9 protein-coding genes are annotated in these 19,784 nt (G+C 74.1%); 8 read left to right on the forward strand and 1 reads right to left on the reverse strand.

Annotated features, from left to right (window positions below; genetic code table 11):
• The first annotated feature begins 144 nt into the window (after positions 1–144).
• From AB0J40_RS21165 to AB0J40_RS21195, 7 genes are read left to right on the forward strand one after another with little or no spacing between them, the layout of a single operon-like run.
• Positions 145–3,960, forward strand: a complete 3,816-nt coding sequence (locus tag AB0J40_RS21165) for an amino acid adenylation domain-containing protein (RefSeq protein ID WP_364455604.1) — start codon at positions 145–147, stop codon at positions 3,958–3,960.
• Positions 3,957–12,365, forward strand: a complete 8,409-nt coding sequence (locus AB0J40_RS21170) for an amino acid adenylation domain-containing protein (protein ID WP_364455606.1) — start codon at positions 3,957–3,959, stop codon at positions 12,363–12,365. Before AB0J40_RS21165 ends, AB0J40_RS21170 begins: the two co-directional genes overlap by 4 nt.
• A 22-nt stretch (positions 12,366–12,387) precedes the next feature.
• On the forward strand, positions 12,388–13,260 hold the full coding sequence (locus AB0J40_RS21175) for a TauD/TfdA family dioxygenase (protein ID WP_364455609.1): 873 nt from the start codon (positions 12,388–12,390) through the stop codon (positions 13,258–13,260).
• Between the two features lie 10 nt (positions 13,261–13,270).
• Positions 13,271–14,479, forward strand: coding sequence for a cytochrome P450 (locus tag AB0J40_RS21180; RefSeq protein ID WP_364455612.1), 1,209 nt, complete (start codon positions 13,271–13,273; stop codon positions 14,477–14,479).
• Complete coding sequence (locus AB0J40_RS21185; RefSeq protein ID WP_364455615.1) at positions 14,476–15,147, forward strand: hypothetical protein; 672 nt, start codon at positions 14,476–14,478, stop codon at positions 15,145–15,147. The genes AB0J40_RS21180 and AB0J40_RS21185 overlap by 4 nt, the downstream gene beginning before the upstream one ends.
• A gap of 2 nt (positions 15,148–15,149) precedes the next feature.
• Positions 15,150–16,601 (forward strand): serine hydrolase domain-containing protein, encoded by a 1,452-nt coding sequence (locus AB0J40_RS21190; protein WP_364455664.1) that lies wholly within the window; start codon positions 15,150–15,152, stop codon positions 16,599–16,601.
• Positions 16,598–17,779: a glycosyltransferase gene (locus tag AB0J40_RS21195; RefSeq protein ID WP_364455617.1), complete on the forward strand. Its 1,182-nt coding sequence runs from the start codon at positions 16,598–16,600 to the stop codon at positions 17,777–17,779. Before AB0J40_RS21190 ends, AB0J40_RS21195 begins: the two co-directional genes overlap by 4 nt.
• Before the next feature lie 24 nt (positions 17,780–17,803).
• Here the strand turns inward: AB0J40_RS21195 and AB0J40_RS21200 are convergent, their stop codons facing one another.
• Positions 17,804–18,655: an EamA family transporter gene (locus AB0J40_RS21200; protein ID WP_364455619.1), complete on the reverse strand. Its 852-nt coding sequence runs from the start codon at positions 18,653–18,655 to the stop codon at positions 17,804–17,806.
• A gap of 83 nt (positions 18,656–18,738) precedes the next feature.
• Between AB0J40_RS21200 and AB0J40_RS21205 the strand changes: the two genes are divergently transcribed.
• Positions 18,739–19,626, forward strand: coding sequence for a LysR family transcriptional regulator (locus tag AB0J40_RS21205; protein ID WP_364455622.1), 888 nt, complete (start codon positions 18,739–18,741; stop codon positions 19,624–19,626).
• The last annotated feature ends 158 nt before the right edge of the window (positions 19,627–19,784 follow it).

The raw sequence follows: 19,784 nt of genomic DNA on the forward strand, positions 1-19,784 counted from the left end.
CCGGGCAAACTTCCGTCACCCCTCGTCATCACCCGATGGTGTGGTGTTAACTGTCCGGACAGACAGAGAGCGTTTCCCCGACCTCGGCTGCGACGGCACGACGCTGTACCGGTTCGCCCGCCCCGCCAGGAAAGGCCGTCCTCGATGCGAGTGTCCGCCCCGCTGTCGTCCGGCCAGCAGCGCCTTTGGACCGTTTCCCAGCTGGACGGGGCCGGACCGGCCTACAACGAGACCATGGCCTTCGCCCTGCGGGGCCCGCTGGACCGCGAAGCCCTCCAACGGGCTTTCGACGCCCTCGCCGATCGGCACGAAGCCCTGCGCACCCGGATCGTCGTCGAGGACGGCCGGCCCCTGCAAATCGTCGAACCCGCCGGTCAGGGCTTTCCTTGTGCCGTCACGGACGTTGCCGGCCGGCCGGGCGAAGCGGCCGAGTTGCGGCGGACCGATCCCTTCGAGCCGTTCGACCTGACGCGGGCGCCGCTCGCGCGGGCTCGGTTGCTGGCCGGGGCCGGGGCGCCGCCCCCCGGTATTCACGCTACCGGGGACCACCGACAGTTCCACGTCCTGCTGATCACCGTCCACCACGTCGTCTTCGACGGCTGGTCCCGGACCCTGCTGGTGCGCGAACTCGGTGTCCTCTACGCCGCTCAACTGAGCGGTACGGCACCGGATCTGCCGCCTGCCCGGCCCTACCGCGACCACGCCGAGACGCAGCAGGACTGGCTCGCCGGCGCCCGCCCGAAGCCGCACGAGGCCTACTGGCGGGAGCGGCTCGACGGCGTCACGCCGGTGCTGGAGCTCCCCACCGATCGGCCGCGGCCGGCCCGGCAGGACTACCGGGGCGCGCGGGTGCCCGTCTCCCTCGGGCCGGACCTCACCGCCCGGCTCAAGGCAGTGGCGCGCGAGCACGGTGTCACGCTCTACTCGACCATTCTGACCTGCTGGTTCATCCTCCTGCACCGGCTTTCCGCGCAGGCTGACATCGTTGTCGGCGTCCCGACCGCCAACCGCGGGGCCGGCGGGGAGTACCCGGACACGATCGGGTTCTTCGTCAACACCCTCGCCGTGCGCGCCGACCTGAGCGGTTCGCCCACCGGAGCCGTGCTGCTCAAGCAGGTCCGGGCGGCCCTGCGGGGTGCGATCGACCACGTCGAGCTGCCGTTCGAACGGGTCGTCGAGCTGGTGAACCCGCCCCGCAGCCCGGCGCACACCCCGCTCTTCCAGACGATGTTCGCCTGGGTGCCGACCCTGCACGACGTCCTCGACCTGCCGGGCGTCGAAGTCGAATCCCTCGACGTCGAGCACGCGCCGGCGAAGTTCGACCTCGCCCTCGGCCTCGCCGACGAGGACGGTGACGTCGCCGGGCACCTCGACTACGCCGTCGCCCTCTTCGACCACGCCACCGCCGAGCGGTACGCCCGTTACCTCGTCCGACTGCTGGACCAGCTGGCCACGCGACCGGACGCCGGCATCACAAGCTACGAGCTGCTCGACGAGGCCGAACGCCGCGAGATCCTCACCGCCTGGAGCACCGGACCGCGCCCGAACCGGCGGCCCGGCGGCCTCGTCGAGCGGTTCACCACCCACGCCGACACGACCCCGGAGGCCCCCGCGCTCGTCTGCGACGACCGGACCCTCACCTACCGCGAGCTGGACCGCCGCAGCACGAAGCTCGCGAACGCCCTGCGCCGCCGGGGAGCCCGGCCGGGCGGGATCGTGGGCATCCACAGTGGACGGTCGGTCGAGCTGGTGGTCGCGGTGCTGGGCGTGCTGAAGACCGGCGCCGCCTACCTCCCGCTCGACCCGGCCCAGCCGGCCGCCCGGCGGGCGGCGATGGTCGAGGACGCGCGGCCGGTGCTGGTCCTCGGCGACGACGTCACGGCGCTGGAAGCCGAAGGCGACGAGACCCGGCGACCGGGCACGACCGGCCCCGGCGAGACGGCCTACGTCATCTACACCTCGGGCTCGACCGGGCGCCCGAAGGGGGTCGCCGTCACCCACCACAGCGTCCTCGCGCTGTTCGACCAGTGGCTCGACCGCTTCGGCGCGACGCCCGGCGAAGCGACGTCGGCGTGGTCGAGCATCGGCTTCGACGCCTCCGTGCACGAACTGCTGCTCCCGCTGACCACCGGCGCCGTGCTGCACGTGGTGCCCGAAGACGTCCGGCCCGATCCGGCGGCGCTCATGGCGTGGCTCCGGGAACACCGGGTGGTCCAGGCCTTCCTGCCGCCCGCCTACGTCCGGTGGGTCGACGAAGACCCCACCCGCCTGCACGGGCTCGCGCTGCGGCAGCTGCTGACCGGCGTCGAACCGCTGACCGACGCCGCGCTCGCCCGGTTCGCCGCCGCTCTGCCCGGCCTGCGGATCTGCTTCGGCTACGGGCCGACCGAGGCCACGCTCTACGCCACCGCGCACTTCGACCCGCGGCCACGCGACCGCCCGGCGCCGATCGGGCGGCCGCTGCCCGGCTCCCGGCTCTACCTGCTGGACGAGCGGCTGCGCCCGGTGCCGCCCGGCGTCGTCGGCGAGGTCTTCCTGGCCGGCGACTGCCTGGCCCGCGGCTACCTGCACCGGCCGGGGCTGACCGCCGAGCGGTTCGTCGCGGACCCGTTCACGACCGGCGAGCGGATGTACCGCACCGGGGACCTCGCGCGGTGGCTCCCGAGCGGGGAAGCCGAATACGCCGGCCGCCGCGACGACCAGATCAAGCTGCGCGGGTTCCGCATCGAGCCCGGCGAGGTGACGGCCGCGCTGCTCGCCGTTCCCGGGGTGAAAGAGGCCGCCGTGCTGGTGGACCGCGAAGGCGAGCCGCGGCTCGTCGCCGGTGTGGCGGGCGGCGGGGGCCGCACCCCGCACGAATGGCGGGCCGCGCTGGCCGGGCGGCTGCCGGACTACATGATCCCGTCGGTGTTCGCCGAGTTCGACCGGCTGCCGTTGAGCCGCAGCGGCAAGCTCGACCGCGACGCCGTCCTGGCGCACGCCCGCACCAGCGCCCCCGCCGCGGTCAACACCGCCGCCCCGCGCGACCACGTCGAGCTGGCGCTGCTGCGGATCTGGCGGAACCTGCTGCTGCACCCCGCGATCGGCGTCTCGGACGATTTCTTCGACGTCGGCGGCACCTCGATCTCGGCGATCAAGCTGGCCGACGCCATCGGCGCGGAGTTCGGCCGCGAGCTGCCGATCCGGGACGTCATCCTGCACCCGACCATCGAGGCGCAGGCCGCGCTCCTGCGCGCGGACCGCCCACCGGAGACCGGCAGCCTGATCGAGTTCCGCCGCGGCGACGGCACGGCCCGCGTCGTCTGCGTGCACCCGGCCGGCGGCACGGCGTTCTGCTACCTGCCGCTCAGCGGCCTGCTGCCCGACGACGCCGGCGTCGTCGGCATCCAGTCCCCCGGGCTCAACCCCGGCGAGGAGCCGCTGCCGAGCGTCGAGGCGATGGCCGAGGAGTACCTGCGGCTCGTCGAACCGCACCCGGAGGAGACCCTGGTCCTTTGTGGACTTTCGTACGGCGGTCTGGTCGCCTACGAGATGGGCCGCCGGCTCGCGGAGCACCACCCGCGCGTCAGCGTCGTCCTGCTCGACACGACGGCCACCGACGACCCGGCCGCGAAGGCGGCGATCGAACCCGTGCCCGCGGCCGAGTTCCGCGAGAAACTCGTTCGCTTCAACGGGATGTACCCCGGGATCGAGGACGCGCAGATCGAGCGCTACCACCGCACCTACAACCACAACCGGCTGACCGCGCGCGAGCACGACCCCGGCGAGACCGCGGCGCGGGTGCTCTTCGTGCAGGCCGTCGGCGAGGACCCGATCCCCGGCACCGCCGAGTTCTGGCGCCGCCGCGCCCGCGGCGAGTTCGAGGTGGTGCCCGCGGGCTGCGGGCACTGGGACATGCTGGAGAGTGACGCGTTGCCGCTGGTCGCCAAGCTGATCGCGGCCGAGCTGGCGGCCCGATGACGTCGATCGCCCGCCGCGTCCACGACCGGGCCCTGCGGCACCCGGACGCCCTCGCCGTGTCCGACGGCGACCGTCGGCTCACCTACGCCGAGCTGAACTCCGGTGCCGCGGCGGTCGCGGAGTCGTTGGCCCGCAAGGGAGTCCGTCCGGGTGACGCGGTCGCCGTCAGCCTCCCGCGTTCGGCGGACCTCATCCTGGTGATGCTGGGCGTGCTGCGCTTGGGCGCTCAGGTCGTGCCGCTGGATCGGCAGAGCCCGCCCGCGCGCCGCGACGCCATCCTCGAAGACGCGGGCGCGGTCGTCGTCTGCGACGAGCTGCCCGCCTTGACGCCGGCCGCGGCCGGGACGCCCGCCGAGCCCGCGCCGGCGTCGTTCCTCTTCTCCACCTCCGGCACGACCGGCAGGCCCAAGGGCGTCGAGGTCCGCGACGCCGGGGTCCTGCGGCTGGCCGAACCCGGCTGGCTCGACATCGGCACGCGGTTCGCCTGCCTGGCCAACCCCGCGTTCGACGCGATCAGCTTCGAGGTGTGGGTGCCGCTGCTGACCGGCGGCACGTGCGTGGTCCTCGACGACGAGACCGTCCGCGACCCGCAGGCGTTCGCCGACGCGCTGGTCCGGGAACGCATCGACACGATGTTCGTCACCGCGACGCTGTTCAACGCGGTCGCCGAGACCGTGCCGGGCAGCTTCGCCACCGTGCGCCGGGTCGTCATCGGCGGCGAGCAGCTCAACGCCCCGCTGATCCGCCGCTGGTACCGGGCCAACCCGGAGTCGCCGACGCGGCTGCAGAACGGCTACGGCCCGACCGAGACGACGACGTTCGCGCTCAGTTACACCATCCCGCGCGGCTTCGACGGCGACGTCGTGCCGATCGGCCGCCCGCTGCCGGGCACCGGCGCGGTCGCGGTCACGCCGGACGAGCGCGTGGCCGCCGAAGGCGAGGTGGCCGAGCTGTACATCTCCGGGGCCGGCGTCGCGCTCGGCTACCGCGGGCTGCCCGCGGAAACCGGGCAGCGGTTCGTCCGGCTGCCGTGGCTGGACGAAGGCCGCGCCCGGTTCTACCGCACCGGCGACCTGGTCCGCGTGCTGCCGGGCGGCCGGTACGCCTACGTCGGGCGCACCGACCGGCAGGTCAAGGTCCGCGGGTTCCGGGTCGAGCCCGGCGAGCTGGAGCAGCGGCTCCTGGCCCACCCGGAGATCCGGCAGGTGCACGTGGCCGTGCGCCGCGCGGCCACCGCCGAGCTGCTCGCGTTCGTCGTCGCCGGCGACCTGTCCTTCGACGCGTTCGAAGCGCACCTGAGCGAAACCGTGCCGGCCTACATGCGGCCGCACCACGTGTTCCGCGTCGACGAGCTGCCCCGGAACGCGAACGGGAAGGTCGACGAAACCGCGCTCCTGGCCGGCGGGTTCCGGGCGTGGCGGCCGGACACCGGCGGCGCGGCGACCGCGTGGGAACGCGAAGTCCTGGACGTCGTGTCGGAGACCCTCGGCGTCCCGGATCTCCGTCCCGGCGACACGTGGCTGCGGTCCGGGGGCGACTCGCTCAAGGCGCTGCGGCTGCGGTTCGCCATCCGGGAACGCTGGGGCACCGACCTCGCGCCTTCGGTCGTGCAGCGCGGCACCTTCGCCGACCTCGCCGCGGCGGTCTCCGGGGCGGGGCGCGCGGTCTACCCCGAGCCGGGCGCACCGACCGCCGCGACCAGCGCACCCGCCACGAGTGAACAGCAGCGGCTTTGGCTTCTGCAGCAACGCAATCCGGCGTCCACGGCGTACCACGTGCCGCTCGCGTTCCGGCTCACCGGCACACCCGACATCGACGCGCTGCGCCGGGACGTGCGCGGCCTGGTCGAGCGGCACCCGGCGCTGCGCACGGCGTTCGAGGCCACCTCCGACGGCCTGCGGCAGGTGACGAAACCGGCGTACGACCCGTGGACCGACCCTTCCGACGACTTCTTCACCGCGCCCTTCGACCTGGCCTCGGGCCGGCTGCTGCGCGCGGCCTGGCGTCCCGACGGCACGTTTTCGCTTTGCCTGCACCACATCGCGGTCGACGGCTGGTCGCTCAACATCCTGTTCCGGGAACTGTCCGGCGCCCGACCTCGACCGGACCCGCACACACCACTCGACTTCGCCGCCTGGCAGTCCCGCTGGTTCGCCTCCCCGGGCTACCGCGACCGGCTGACCGACCGGTCCGACGACGCCGAGCCCCTCGGTCCGGCGGCACTGGCCGGGCGGCTGCACACGACCCGCATCGACCGCGAGCGCGTCGACCGGTGGGCCGCCGAGCTGGGCCTGACGCGGTTCCAGCTGCTGCTCGGCGTGTTCGCCTGGAGCCTCTACGCCGTGACCGGCCGGACCCGGCCGCGGATCGCCGCGCCCGTGGCGAACCGGCCGGTGCGGGAGTTCGAAGACAGTGTCGGGATGTTCGCCAACACCGTCCGGCTGCCGCTGACCGTGGACCCGGACGAGGACCTGGACAGCCAGCTCCGCCGGCTCGGCGCCGCGGCGGGCGCGGCGCTGGACGGTCAGGACGTCGCGTTCGCCGACCTCGATCCCGGCTACGCGGCCTTCGACTACCTGTTCGTCTTGGAGAACACCGACTTCGGCGCGCTGCGCCTGCCCGGCTGCTCGGTCAGTCCACAGTGGATCGAGGCGGCCGAGGCGAAGTGCGCGCTCACGCTGTCGGTCGTGGAACGGCCGGACGGCTTCGACTGCCTGTGGGAGTACGGGGCAGGCCACTTCACCGAAGCCGAGGCGGCGGCCCTCGGCGACGTCTTCGACCGCGCCCTGCACGGCGACGCGCGGACACCGGACCGGCATGACCACGGCCGCGGCGCTTCTGTGGAGCTGACCTGGGAAACCATCGCCGAAGGCTTCGCGCGGCAGGTCGCGCTGACGCCGGATGCCCCGGCGCTGACCGGCGACACGACGCTGACCTACGCCGAGCTGGACGCGCACGCGGCCCGGCTCGCCGCCACGCTGCCCGAGGACGCCACCGACGTCGCGCTGTACTTCCGGCCGTCGGCCGAACACGTCGTCGCGCTGCTCGCGCTCGCGCGGCTGAACATCACCGCCGTGCCGCTGGACCCGGCTTACCCGCCGGAACTGCTGCGCGCGATGCTCGCCCGGGTGCGGCCGCGCTGCGTCCTGCTCGCGCCGGGCGAAACGTTCGACACCGACGTCGAGCAGCGGTTCGTGACGCTCACCGGCGGGCCGGTGCCGGACGTCCCGGCCCGCCACGCCGGACGGCCGCTCTACACGCTGTTCACCTCGGGCTCGACCGGCGCGCCGAAGGGGGTGCGCGTCCCGGACCGCACCCTGGCCAACCTGCTGCAGTGGCAGGCCGCGCCGCCCGCGGCGACCCAGCAGTTCTCGATGCTGTCGTTCGACGTGTCGTTCCAGGAGATCTTCACGACCCTCTGCGGCGGCGGCCGGCTGCACCTGATCCGCCCGGAGTGGCGCCACGACGTCCCGGCGTTGCTGGCGCAGCTGGACAGTGCGGGGATCGAACGGATCTTCCTGCCGTACGTGGCGTTGCAGCTGCTGGCCGAGCACGGTGTCCGGTTGGGACGGTACCCGGCGAGGCTGCGGGACGTGCTCACCGCCGGCGAACAACTGGTGTGCACACCGGCGATCCGCCGCTGGTTCGCCGGACTGGCCGGCGCGCGCCTGCACAACCACTACGGGCCGACCGAAACCCACGTCGTCAGTGCGCTGACCCTCGACGGCGATCCGGCTTCGTGGCCGGAGCGGCCCGCCATCGGGCGGCCGGTGGCGAACGCGGTCCTGCGCGTCGCCGACGCCGCGGGCGCGCCGCTGCCGCCCGGGCAGGTCGGCGAGCTGCTCATCGGCGGGCTCGCGGCGAACCGCTGCTATCTCGGCGAAGCGGCTCCGGAGAAGTTCGCGGAGCTCCCGGAGCTGTACTACCGCACCGGCGACCTCGCCCACTTCGACCGCGCCGGGCTGCTGCACTTCGACGGCCGGGCCGACCGGCAGGTCAAGGTCAGCGGGCACCGCCTCGAACTGGGTCAGGTCGAGGCGGCGCTGCTGCGGCACCCCGACGTCGTCAACGCGGTCGTCACGGTGCAGGGTGACCGGCTCGCCGCGGTCCTGGAGTGCCGCCGGACGCCTTCCGCGGCGGAACTGGCGGATTTCCTGGCGCCGCTGCTGCCGCCGCACGCGCGGGTCGACCGCTTCCGGGTCGTGGCCGCGTTGCCGCGCACGCCGAGCGGGAAGCTCGACCGGGACGCCGCTCCCCTGGTGGCGGGGACGGATCTCCACCGGGTGGCGGGGACGCCGTCGAGCGAGCTGGCGGCGTTGTTCGAGGAGGTGACCGGGGCGCCGATCGGCCCGGACGAGACGTTCTTCGCGGCCGGCGCCAGTTCGTTGTCGCTGATGCGGTTCCACCTGCGGTGCGCGGAAGCCGGCTACCGGTTCACCGTGGCGGACCTCTTCGAGCACGTCACCCTCCGGGACCTGACGCGGCACCTCGAGAGCGGCCCGGCCGCGGCTGCCTCGGCTTCCCGGCCGTCGGCCGGCGAGCCGGTGGCGGTCGTCGGCATGGCGGTGCGGCTGCCGGGTGCCCGGGACCTGGCGGCGTTCTGGGACCTCGTCGTCTCGGGTCGCCGGGGGATCGAGGAGTTCCCGGCGGCGGAGGGCATGGTCGGCGCACGCAGCCTCCTCGCCGATCCCCTGGCGTTCGACCCGGAGCACTTCGGGATCAGCCACCGGGACGCAGGTCTGATGGACCCCCAGCAGCGGCAGTTGCTGATGGCGTGCGTCGAGGCGTTGGCCCATGCCGGGATCACTTCGGGTGCCGGAGTCGGGGTGATCGCGGGCTGCGGCGAGAACACGTACTTCCAGCAGATGCTGCGCGAGGCCGACCCGGCCGCGCTGCCGGACGGGTTCCAGCTGGCCTTGCAGCACGAGAAGGACTTCCTGGCGACGAAGGTCGCCTACCACCTCGACCTGACCGGTCCCGCGCTGACGACCCAGACGGCGTGCTCGAGTTCGCTGGTGGCCGTCCACCAGGCGGCGGCGATGCTGCGCGGCGGCGAGGCGGAGGTGATGCTGGCGGGCGGGGTGCTCGTCGACGTCACCCTGGCGGCCGGCTACCGGTACCGGCCGGGACACATCTTCTCGCCGGACGGGCACTGCCGCCCGTTCAGCGACGACGCGGACGGCACGGTGGGCGCGAGCGGCGTCGGCGTGGTGGTGCTGAAGCCGCTTTCGGCGGCTCGCCGCGACGGCGACACGGTGTACTCGGTGATCACGGGTTCGGCGCTGACCAACGACGGCGCGGTCAAGCAGGGGTACAGCGCGCCGTCGCCGGCCGGGCAGCGCGCGGCCATCCGGGCGGCACTTCGGCGGGCCGGGCGGTCGGGCGCGGACGTCGGGTACGTGGAGACGCACGGAACGGGAACCCGCCTCGGCGACCCGATCGAGGTGGCGGCGTTGCGCGAGGCGATGCCCGACGCGTCGGCGTGCGCGTTGTCGTCGGCGAAGAGCCAGCTCGGCCACCTCGGCGCGGCGGCCGGCGTGGTGGGGCTGATCCGCGCGACCCTTTCGCTGTACCACGGAGTGCTGCCGCCGACGGTGGACTTCCGGGCGCCCAACCCGGCGCTGGACCTGGGGCCGTTCCGGGTGCCGGGTGCCGCCGAACCGTGGCCGGCGGGCCCGCGGGTGGCGGGGGTGAGCAGCTTCGGCATCGGCGGGACGAACGCGCACGTGGTGCTGGAGTCGGTCCGGCCGGTAGCCCCGGCCCGCCCGGACCCGGCACGGTGCTTGGTGCTGTCGGCCCGCAGCGAGGCGGCGTTGCGTCTCGAGGCGGACCGGGTGGCGGAGTACCTGGCGACGCACCCGACGTCCTATGTGGACGTGCTGCGGCACTTGCAGTCGGGGAGGCCGGAGGGCAGCTGGCGCATGGCGGCGGCGTGCGAGGACGCAGCGGCGGCGGTCGAGTGGCTCCGCACGGCTGAGCTTCGCGAGGTGGCTGAGCCGGCGCCCGCGGACTCCCTGCCCGCCGCACCGGATCCGGCCGCACTGGCCGCCGCTTGGCTGGCCGGCTCCGCCGTCGACTGGGGACACTCCCCCACCCCCGCACCATGGGACTTCCCGCCGCCCGCCTTCGCCGCCCGGGACTTCGACTTCCCGCGGAAAGCCGCCGCGGCCCGGCTGCCCGAAGGCGACTGGCTGCACCAACCCACCTGGGTCCGGCTCCGCCGGGCAACGGCCGCCGCGAAGACCGACCGCATCCTCGTCGTCTCCGGCGAAGGCCCGCTGACCGCACCGGCCCTCGACGCCGTCTACCCGCGTGTCGTGCGGGTCCACGCCGCCGACCACTTCGCCCGCCGGAGCCCCGACACCTTCGAAGCCGACCCCACCGACACCACGCACCTCCGCCAGATCCTCGATGCCCTGCCGCACGACGAAATCGACTGGCTGCACGCCCTCCCCCTCGGCATCGCCGGTCCCGTCGGCGAAAAGTCACTGACACAAGCACAATGGGCCTGCCTCGACACCCCCGCCGCCCTCCTGCGGGCCGCCCGTGACCGTCCACTCAGGACGTGGTGGCTCTCCGCCGGTGCCGCGCCCGCGAACGCCGGCGTCACCCGTCCCGAAGCCGGGCTGCTCGCCGGGATCACCGCCGTCGGCCCACAGGAAACCGGCGTGCCCGGCCACTGGGTCGACCTCGAACGCCCGGACCTCGACGCCCTCGCCGACCTGCTGACCGGCCCCACCCCGCCGGAACGGGTCGCCCTCCGCAACGGGTTCTGGTGGGTCCAAGGCAGTGCGCCCGTCACGCCAGGTGAACCCGGAACACCGGACGGTGGAACGTACCTCGTCCTCGGCGGCACCGGCGGCATCGGCACCGCCGTCGCCGAAGAGCTGCTCGCCCGCACCTCCGGCCGCGTCATCCTGCTCGCGCGCGAACCCCACCTGCCCGAAACGCTCAAACCGTGGGCCGACCGCGTCGACCTGCTCGCCGCCGACCTCACCACCGTCACCGCCGACGCGATCCGCGCTCCCATCACCGGGATCGTCCACGCCGCCGGCACCCCCGACGGCGGCCTGATCGCCACCCGCGGCGAAGGCACCCAGTCCGCCAAACTCGCCGGTGCCCTCCTCACCGAGCGGCTCATCGACCGCGACCGGCCCGCCTTCGCCGTCTACTGCTCGTCGCTGTCCGCGCAGTTCGGCGGTACCGGGCAGCTGGACTACGCCGCCGCCAACGGGTTCCTCGACGCCCTCGCCCACCGCGACGGCCCCACCACCCGGCTCTCGATCGGCTGGGACGTCTGGCGTGACAGCGGCATGGCCGTCACGGCCTTGGAAACCGACGCCCGGCACCAGGCACACCTGGCGGTCGGCCTGAGCGACGACGAAGGCCGGCGCACCTTCGCCCGCGCCCTCGGGACCGGCCTCCCCCAGCTCCTGGTTGCGACGACCGGTCTTGACGCCGCCCGGGCGTTCCACGAACGCGAAACCGAGCCGAAGCCGGCCGAAGCGGACCTGACCGAGGAAGTCCGCGCTCTCCTCGGCGTCGCCGAACTCGACCCCCACGTGCCGCTCTACGACCTCGGTGCCGACTCCCTGACCCTGCTGGACGTCGTCGAGTCGGTGAAACGCCTCTACGGCGTCGACCTCGACCTCGCCTGGCTCGGCCCGGAGGTCACGATGTCGGCGTTGCTGGCGAAGCTCGAGAAAGCCGCCGACGCCGGCGAAGTGGTGCTGCAGGTCTGGCGCGAAGGGACCACCGAGGAGGTCGTCTGCCTCGTGCACCCGGTCGGCGGGGACGTCCACGCCTACCGCCCGCTCGTCGCGGCCCTCCCGCCGGAGCTCGGCGTGTGCGTGATCGCCGATCCGGCCTTGAGCCGCCCGGAACCCCCGGGGTGGTCCATTGTGGACCGCGCGCGTCGTTACCACGCGGCTCTGGAAGAGCGGTTCCCCCACCGGGGAAAACAGCTGGCCGGGTGGTCGTTCGGCGCCTGGGTCGCGGCCGGCATGGCCGCCGAAGCCGAGGCGGCCGGGCAGCCGGTGCGGGCACTGCACCTCATCGACCCGCCGCCGCCCGGCGCGAGTGCCGCCGACTACGACGACACGCAACTGGAGACGGTGTTCGAGCGTGAGCTCGGGGTCGCCGCCGCCGAACACGCGCACAACCTCGCCCGCGCCACCCGGGCCAACCTGCGCAGCATGGCCGGGCACGAACTGCCCCGCCTGACCGCGACGCCCAGCCACGTCTGGCTCGCCACCGAACCCGAACCGGGCTTGCCGGTGGCTGACCGCGGCGGCTGGCGAACCCTGCTGCCCGAGCCGAGCCACTGGCACGAACTGCCCGCCACCCACTACGGCATCGTGCGCGCCCCGCACGTCACCGCGGTGGCCGCCGCCATCGGACTGTGAGACCCACAGAGGGAAGGAAACCATGGAGCAGTACGAACTCGACGCCGTCAAGCGGATCACGACGCGGCCGGCGCGCGACTACCGGACCCTGGCCGTGCGGGGCCTGACCCCGGTCATCGGCGCCGAGGTCACCGGCCTCGACCTGACGCGGGAACTGACGGACGAGCAGCTCACCGAGCTGAAGACGGCCTTCCTGGACCACCACGTGCTGGTGTTCCGCGACCAGGACATCACCCCGGACGACCACCAGCGGCTGGCCGCGCACTTCGGCGAGCTGCGCCCGGTGAACCCGCCGCCCGAGCACGGGAACCCCTACATCCTCGAGGTCGCGACGGCGCCGGAGGCGGCCACCGTGTTCGGCAACGGCTGGCACGCCGACGGCACCGCCGACGCCGAGCCGTCGCTCGGTTCGATGCTGCACATCACGCGGCTGCCGGCGCCGGGCAGCGGCGGCGACACGCTCTTCGCGAACATGCACCTCGCGTACGACATGCTTTCGCCCAAGCTGAAGGAGTTCCTGACCGGACTCACCGCGATCCACGACGGCGCGCACGCCTTCCGCGGCCACAAGATCCCGGACGGCTACGAACCACCGGTCAGCGAGCACCCGGTGGTCGTGCGGCACCCGGAGACCGACCGGCCGCTGCTGTACGTCAACCCGGCCTACACCTCGCGCATCCCGCAGCTGTCGGCCGACGAGAGCCAGGCACTGCTCGAGCTGCTGTTCTCGGTCGTGCCGAACCGGCCGATGCTCGCGTGCCGCGTGCGCTGGGAGCCGAACACGCTGGTGTTCTGGGACAACCGCTGCGTCCAGCACCACGCGACGTACGACTACTACCCGCACACCCGCTTCGGCCACCGCGTCGCCATCAACGGCGGCCCGCTCAAAGGCTGACAGGAGACCCATGTCCTCCGAACCCGTGGTGGACGTCCGCGATCCGGCCGTCCTCGACGACCCGATGGGCGGGTACGACCGCGTGCTCGCCGAAGCACCGGTGTGCTGGGCCAAGCTGCCGAACGGCGGGGAAGGCTGGCTGGTGACCGGCAGCGACGCCGTCCGCGCGGTGCTGTCGGATCCGGCCGTGCGCAACGACCCGACCGGACTGCCGGGGCAGGGCGCGCAGACGCAGGAGGAGGCGTTCCTCGCGCTGGGCACGCCCCCGGAGCACCTGCCCTACCTGCGGGCCAGCCTGCTCAGCCTCGACGGCGCCGAGCACGCGAGGCTGCGCCGGAGCATCAGCCACGCGTTCAGCGCGTCGCGGGTAGCCACGCTGCGCCCACGGGTGCAGGAGATCGTCGACGGACTGCTCGACGGTCTCGGCGAAACGGCGAACCTGCTCGACGAATATGCCTACCCGCTGGCCATGGCCGTGGTCTGCGAACTGGTCGGAGTCCCGGAGCCGGACTGGGCGGACTGGTGGCGCTGGGGCAAGGTGCTGGTCGACGGCGACCCGGCGCGGATCACCCCGACGCTCGGCGAGATGTTCGCCTACTGCCACGCCCTGGTCGACCGGCGCCGGGCCGAGCCGCGCGCCGACCTGCTGAGCGAGGTCGTCGCCCAGGACGACCTGACCGACGTCGACGTCGTGGCCCTCGTGGTGTTCCTGGTGCTCGCCGGGCACGAAACGATGGCGCACATGCTGTCCAACGCGGCGCTCGCGTTGATGCGCGACCCCGCCCAGCGGGAGCTGCTGCGCACCGAGCCCGGGCTGTGGCCGGCCGCGGTGCGTGAGCTGGTCCGCACCGACGGCCCGGTCCAGCTGGCCCGGTTGCGGTACGCCGCAACGGATCTGGAGGTGGCCGGGGTGTCGATCAAAGCGGGCGACGCGGTGCAGGCCGTGCTCGGCGCCGCCAACCGCGACCCGGCGCGGTTCGCCCACCCGCACGCGGCCGACGTGCGCTGGCAAGCCGAGCACGGCGGCCGCGAAGGCAGCGTCGGATTCGGCTGGGGGCCGCACTTCTGCCTCGGGGTCGCCTTGGCGAAGCTGGAGGCGGAGGTGGCGTTGCGAACTCTCTTCGACCGCTTTCCCGCGGTGGCGCCGATCGGCGAGCCGGCGTGGGTGCCGCTGCCCCGGGGCCGGCACCGGGTCGCGCTGGAGGTGCGGCTGCGGTGAGCGACCCCGACGTTTCGATCATCCTGCCCTGCGCCGGTTTCGGGACGCGCTTCGGAGCGCCGTACGCGAAGGAGCTGCACTGCCTGGCACCCGGGGTCACCGTGCTGGACCGCAGCCTGGAGCCCGCGGCCGAGCTGGTGAAGAGCGGCCTCACCGTGCGGGTGGTCGTCGTGTTCGCGCCGCACAAGCTCGACACGGTGAAGTACCTGGCGCGCTACGCCGGGGTGTTCCAACTGGTCTTCGTCTACCAGGACGACGTGGCCGAGCCGGGACTCGACGGCGCGATCCGCTGCGCCCTGCCGATGACGCGCGGACCGGTGGCCCTCGTGCTGCCCGACATCGTCGTCAGCGACGTGGGCAGCCTGCTCGCCGCCCTGCGGCAACCGGGCTGGACGGTGGTGGCGGCGAAGGAAAGCGACCCCGTGGTGCTGCGGCAGATGGGCGCGCTCACCGTTTCCGGCGGGGACGGCGTCGTGACCGTCGAGGCCGCCGCGGAGAAGCCCGCCGATCCCTCGGGGTTCAACGCGCTGTGGGGCACGGTGGTGGCCGCCGAGGAAGAGGCCCACCGGTTGCCGGACGTGGCGCGGCGCGACGCGGACAGCCCGCTGGCCGGGGCGCGCGCCTTCATGGTGGAGCGGATCGTCAACTACAACACCACCGAGGGATGAGCATGCTCGACGACGTGATGGGGGCGCTCGACGCCGTCCTCCCCCGGCTGGCCGCGGTCACCGGCACGCCCGGGGTCGCCGTCGCGGTGACGACGAGCGACGAGCTGCGGACGGCCGCGACCGGGTTCGCCGACCTGGCCGCGGGCACCCCGATGACCGCCGAAACGCCCGCACCGGCCGGCTCGCTCACCAAACCCGTCACGGGCCTCGCCTTCGCGCAGCTGGCCGAGGCGGGTGCCGCGGCCTGGGACACGCCGGTCGACGACGTGCTGCCCGCGGGACTGCGCGGCGACGCGCCGCCCGTCACCACCGCGATGCTGGCCTCGCACCAAGGCGGCTACTACAGCGACATCGTCACCGCCACGGCATGGGGAGCGCCGGCCGAGCCGATCCTCGACTACGTCCGGCGGCGCCACGAAGCCGGGCGCTCGGTCGAGTACGGCGGGGCACTGCCGCTGCTGACGGCGCCCGGGCCGTACTCCTACTCGAGCTTCGGCGTCGGCGTGCTGGGCGGTGTGGTCGAGCACGTGACCGGCGAACCCTACGCCGCCCGTGTCGGCCGGGAGGTGTTCGCCGCGACCGGGATGACGGCCACGAGCATCGACGACGGCACCCGCGAGACCGGTGGTGCCACCGGCTACCTGGCGTTCGGCGACTTCTGCGTGCCGAGCCCGCCCCTGCGCACCGCGGCCTATCCGGGGGTCGGGATGTACACCAGCGCGGCGGACTTCGCGCGGCTGCTGCAATCCCTGCTGCGCGGCGACCACGGCCTGGTCGCGCCGGACTCGCTGGCGGCGATGGTGACCCCGCGGGTGGAGCGGCCGAGCCCGCACGGTGTCCGGTCGTTCTCCGGTCTGACGCTCGAACTCGCGGACCCGGACCTGGGCGAGGACTGGTGGTGGGGGCACACCGCGGCGTTCCCGTGGGGGTTCTGGTGGGAGGCGCGGGTCTGGCCGCACCGCGACCTGGCCGCGGTGGCGGTCGGCACCCGCTGGGACATGGCCCGGTTCCACAACCCCGCCTCCCGCAGCGCGCCGGGCCTGGCCGTGGAGTGGGCGGGCCGCTGGGCGGTGTCCGGCGCGCCCGCGAAGCTGCCGGACCTCGACGAGCGGCCCCGGTGGACCGGGCCCCGGCCGACCCCGGAAACCTCCCGCTGGATGGGGGTCCTGGTGGGCGAACGCACCCACGGCCTGCTCGGCGTCCCCGAGGCGCTGCCCGTCGCGGCACTGGCCGGCGGGGCGCGGTCCCTCGGCGACGGGGACACGAGCGGCTGGGACCCGGACGCGTTCGCGCGCGGGGTGGCGCAGGCGCGGGCGGTCGCGCCGGACCCGGCCGCGCTCGGGGTGCTGGGCCGGGAACTCGGCCCGGCCGCCGCGTTGTGGATGCTGGAGTGCGGGGCTTCGAGCGCCGACGTCACGATGCCGGTCGGCTTCTACGCCGGGGCCGCGCGATGACGCGGGTGCTGCTGTCGACCTACGGAACGCTCGGGGACGTCGAGCCGCTGGTGGCCCTGGCGGGGCAGTTGCGGGGATTCGGCGTGGACGTGCGGATGTGCGTTCCACCGGAGTTCGCCGACCGGCTCGCCGGGCTCGGGATCGAGGCGGTGCCGGTCGGACCGCCGGTGCGGGCGGTGACGCGCGGAGCCACCGCGGCCGAGCTGACCCGGTACCGGGCCGAACTCCTCGAAACGCAGTTCGACGTTTTCCCTCCGGCGGCCGAGGGGTGCGACGCGCTGGTCGTGGCCGGCCTCGCGCAGGTCGCGGCGCGGTCGGTGGCCGAAGCCGCGGGCATCCCGTACGTGTACGTGACTTATGCCGCAGTCAACCTGCCCTCGCCGCACCACGCGCCGCCGCCGCGGCCGGGCTGGCCCGAGGGGGAAGGCAGCGGCCACGCGGCGTTGTGGGCGGTGGACGCCGAGAGGGTGAACGCGCAGTTCCGCGAGCCGCTCAACCGCCACCGCGCCGCGCTCGGTCTGGCCCCGGTGGAGAACGTGCGCGACCACGTCTACTCCGGCCGGCCGTGGCTGGCGGCGGACCCGGTCCTGGGCCCGGCGGTCCCGGGTCTCGACGTGGTCCAGACCGGGGCGTGGACCCGGGTGGACGAGCGGCCCCTGCCGCCGTCGCTGGTGGACTTCCTGGCGGCGGGCGAGCCGCCGGTCTACGTGGGCTTCGGCAGCATCGGCCCGGCGCCGGACATCGCCCGCTGGTCGGTCGAGGCGAGCCGCGCGCGGGGGTACCGCGTGCTGGTGTCGCGCGGCTGGGCGGACCTGGACCTGGCGGACTGCTTCACCATCGGCGACGTCAACCACCAGCGCTTGTTCGCCCGGCTGGCGGCGGTGGTCCACCACGGCGGCGCGGGGACGACGCAGGCCGCCGCGCGGGCGGGCGTGCCCCAGGTGGTGGTGCCGGTCCGGGTGGCGGACAACCCGTACTGGGCCGGGCAGGTCGCGGCGCATGGCGTCGGCGCGGCCCTCAACGGGCCGACGGCGACCGCGGAGTCGCTGAGCGCCGCGTTCGACACGGCGCTGGCCCCCGCGACCCGGGCGCGGGCGGCGGCCTTGAGCGCGCGGATGCGCACCGACGGAGCAGCGGTGGCCGCGCGCCGGCTGCTCGACGAAGTTCTGCCCTCGTGAGTGGTCCGGGCGGTCAGAACCGCCCTAACCACTCACGACCGGCTCCCGGGCACCCGTCCGCTCGGCACCGACCCCCGCCACCACGACGAACGCCACCCCGGCCACCGCGGCCGCGTCCGGGACCTGGTGCAGCACCACCAGCCCGATCACCAGCGCGATCGCCGGCTCCAGGCTCATCAGCGTCCCGAACGCCGACGTCGTCAACCGCCGCAGTGCGAGCATCTCCAGGCTGAACGGCACCACCGGCAACAGCACCGCCAGCCCGAGCCCGGTCAGCAGCAGCTGCCACGTCAGGTGCCCGATCACCGCGGGCCCGTACGCCAGCGTCGCCACGATCCCGGCCACCGGCATCGACACCGCCAGCCCGCGCACGCCGGACACCTCGTCGCCGACCCGCTGCGTCAGCAGGATGTAGCCGGCCCAGCAGACCGCCGCACCCAGCGCGAACCCCACGCCCAGGAGGTCCGCGCCGCCCTGCCACGGCTGGGTCAGCAGCACCACGCCGACCGCCGCGAAGACCGGCCACCGCCGCTTGCCGCCGCGACCGCGGGCGATCGCCACCGTCAGCGGCCCGAGGAACTCCAGCGCGCTCGCCGTGCCCAGGGGCAGCCGCGCCACCGCCTCCATGAACAGCATGGTCATCCCGGCCGTGACCACGCCCAGCGCCACGCAGGCCGCGAACGTCGTCCGCCGGAACGACGACGGCCGCGGCCGCACCAGAACGACGAGCAGCACGCCGGCCCACGCGAGCCGCAGCCACGCGGCTCCTTCCGGGCCGACGCGGTCGAACAGGCCGACGGACACGGCGAGACCGAGTTGCACGCACAGCATGGACGCGACCGCGAGGGCCGCTCCGGATCGGGTCGTGGGAGGCACGGCTCCAGGAAATACCGCCGCCACCGTTCGTGTCCACTTGCCGATACTGGACAGTCCATTCAGGAATCATGGACAATCACGGCATGGACACGCGCCGGCTGCGGTACCTCCTGGAGCTGTCCAGGCACTGGTCGATGCGGGCCGTGGCGGACGTGCTCGGCGCCACTACGTCGACGGTCTCCCAGCAGATCGCCGTGCTGGCCAGGGAGGTCGGGACGCCGCTGCTCGAACCCGACGGCCGCCGCGTGCGGCTGACCCCGGCCGGGCGGCGGCTGGCCGACCACGCCGTGACGATCCTGGCCGCCGTCGAGGCCGCGCACGCCGATCTCGACCCGCACGCCGAACCGGCGGGGACCGTCCGCGTCGCCGGGTTCGCCTCCGCGGTCCGGCGTTCGGTGCTCCCCGCCGTGGCGCGCCTCGCCCGCAGCCACCCCGGGGTGCGGGTGCTCGTCAGCGAGTACGAGCCCGCCGAAGCACTGGCCGCGCTGCTGGCGGACGACACCGACCTCGCGCTCGTCTACGACTACGACCTCGCACCCGCCACGGTGGACCCCGCGGTCGCCGCCAGTCCACTGTGGACCACGAAGTGGGGCCTCGGGGTCCCCGCGGCCGACGCGCGGCGGGTGCGCGGCGAAGGGACCCTCGCCGTCTTCGACGCCTTCCGCGACCACGACTGGATCGGCAATTCTCGCAACACCGCCGACGAGGACGTGCTCCGCACGCTCGCGTCCATGGCGGGGTTCACGCCGCGCGTCGCGCACCGCGCGGACAGCCTCGAACTGGTCGAAGACCTCATCACCGCCCCCGGCGGGGGTGTCGGCCTGCTGCCGGAAGGGCGGCCCACCCGGCCGGGAGTCGCCCTGCTGCCGCTGGCCGATCCGGCCGTGCGGCACCGGGCCTACGCGTGCACCCGCCGGGGCCGCGCCGCGTGGCCGCCGTTGGCGCTGGTGCTCGACCTGCTGACGCACTGAAGCCACTCGGCCGGTCGCGATCGCCCGGATGGTCCACCCCGGCCCGCTCGCCGGCGCGCCGACTCCCCAGCGTCACAACGCGCTCCGCCGGTCGTGCCGATGCACGCCCATTCGCAGGTCCGCGGGACGACGTAGAACCGTTGAGGCGCAACGAACAT

The sequence above is a fragment of the Amycolatopsis sp. NPDC049691 genome (genome assembly GCF_040675005.1).
Classification (GTDB): Bacteria; Actinomycetota; Actinomycetes; order Mycobacteriales; family Pseudonocardiaceae; genus Amycolatopsis.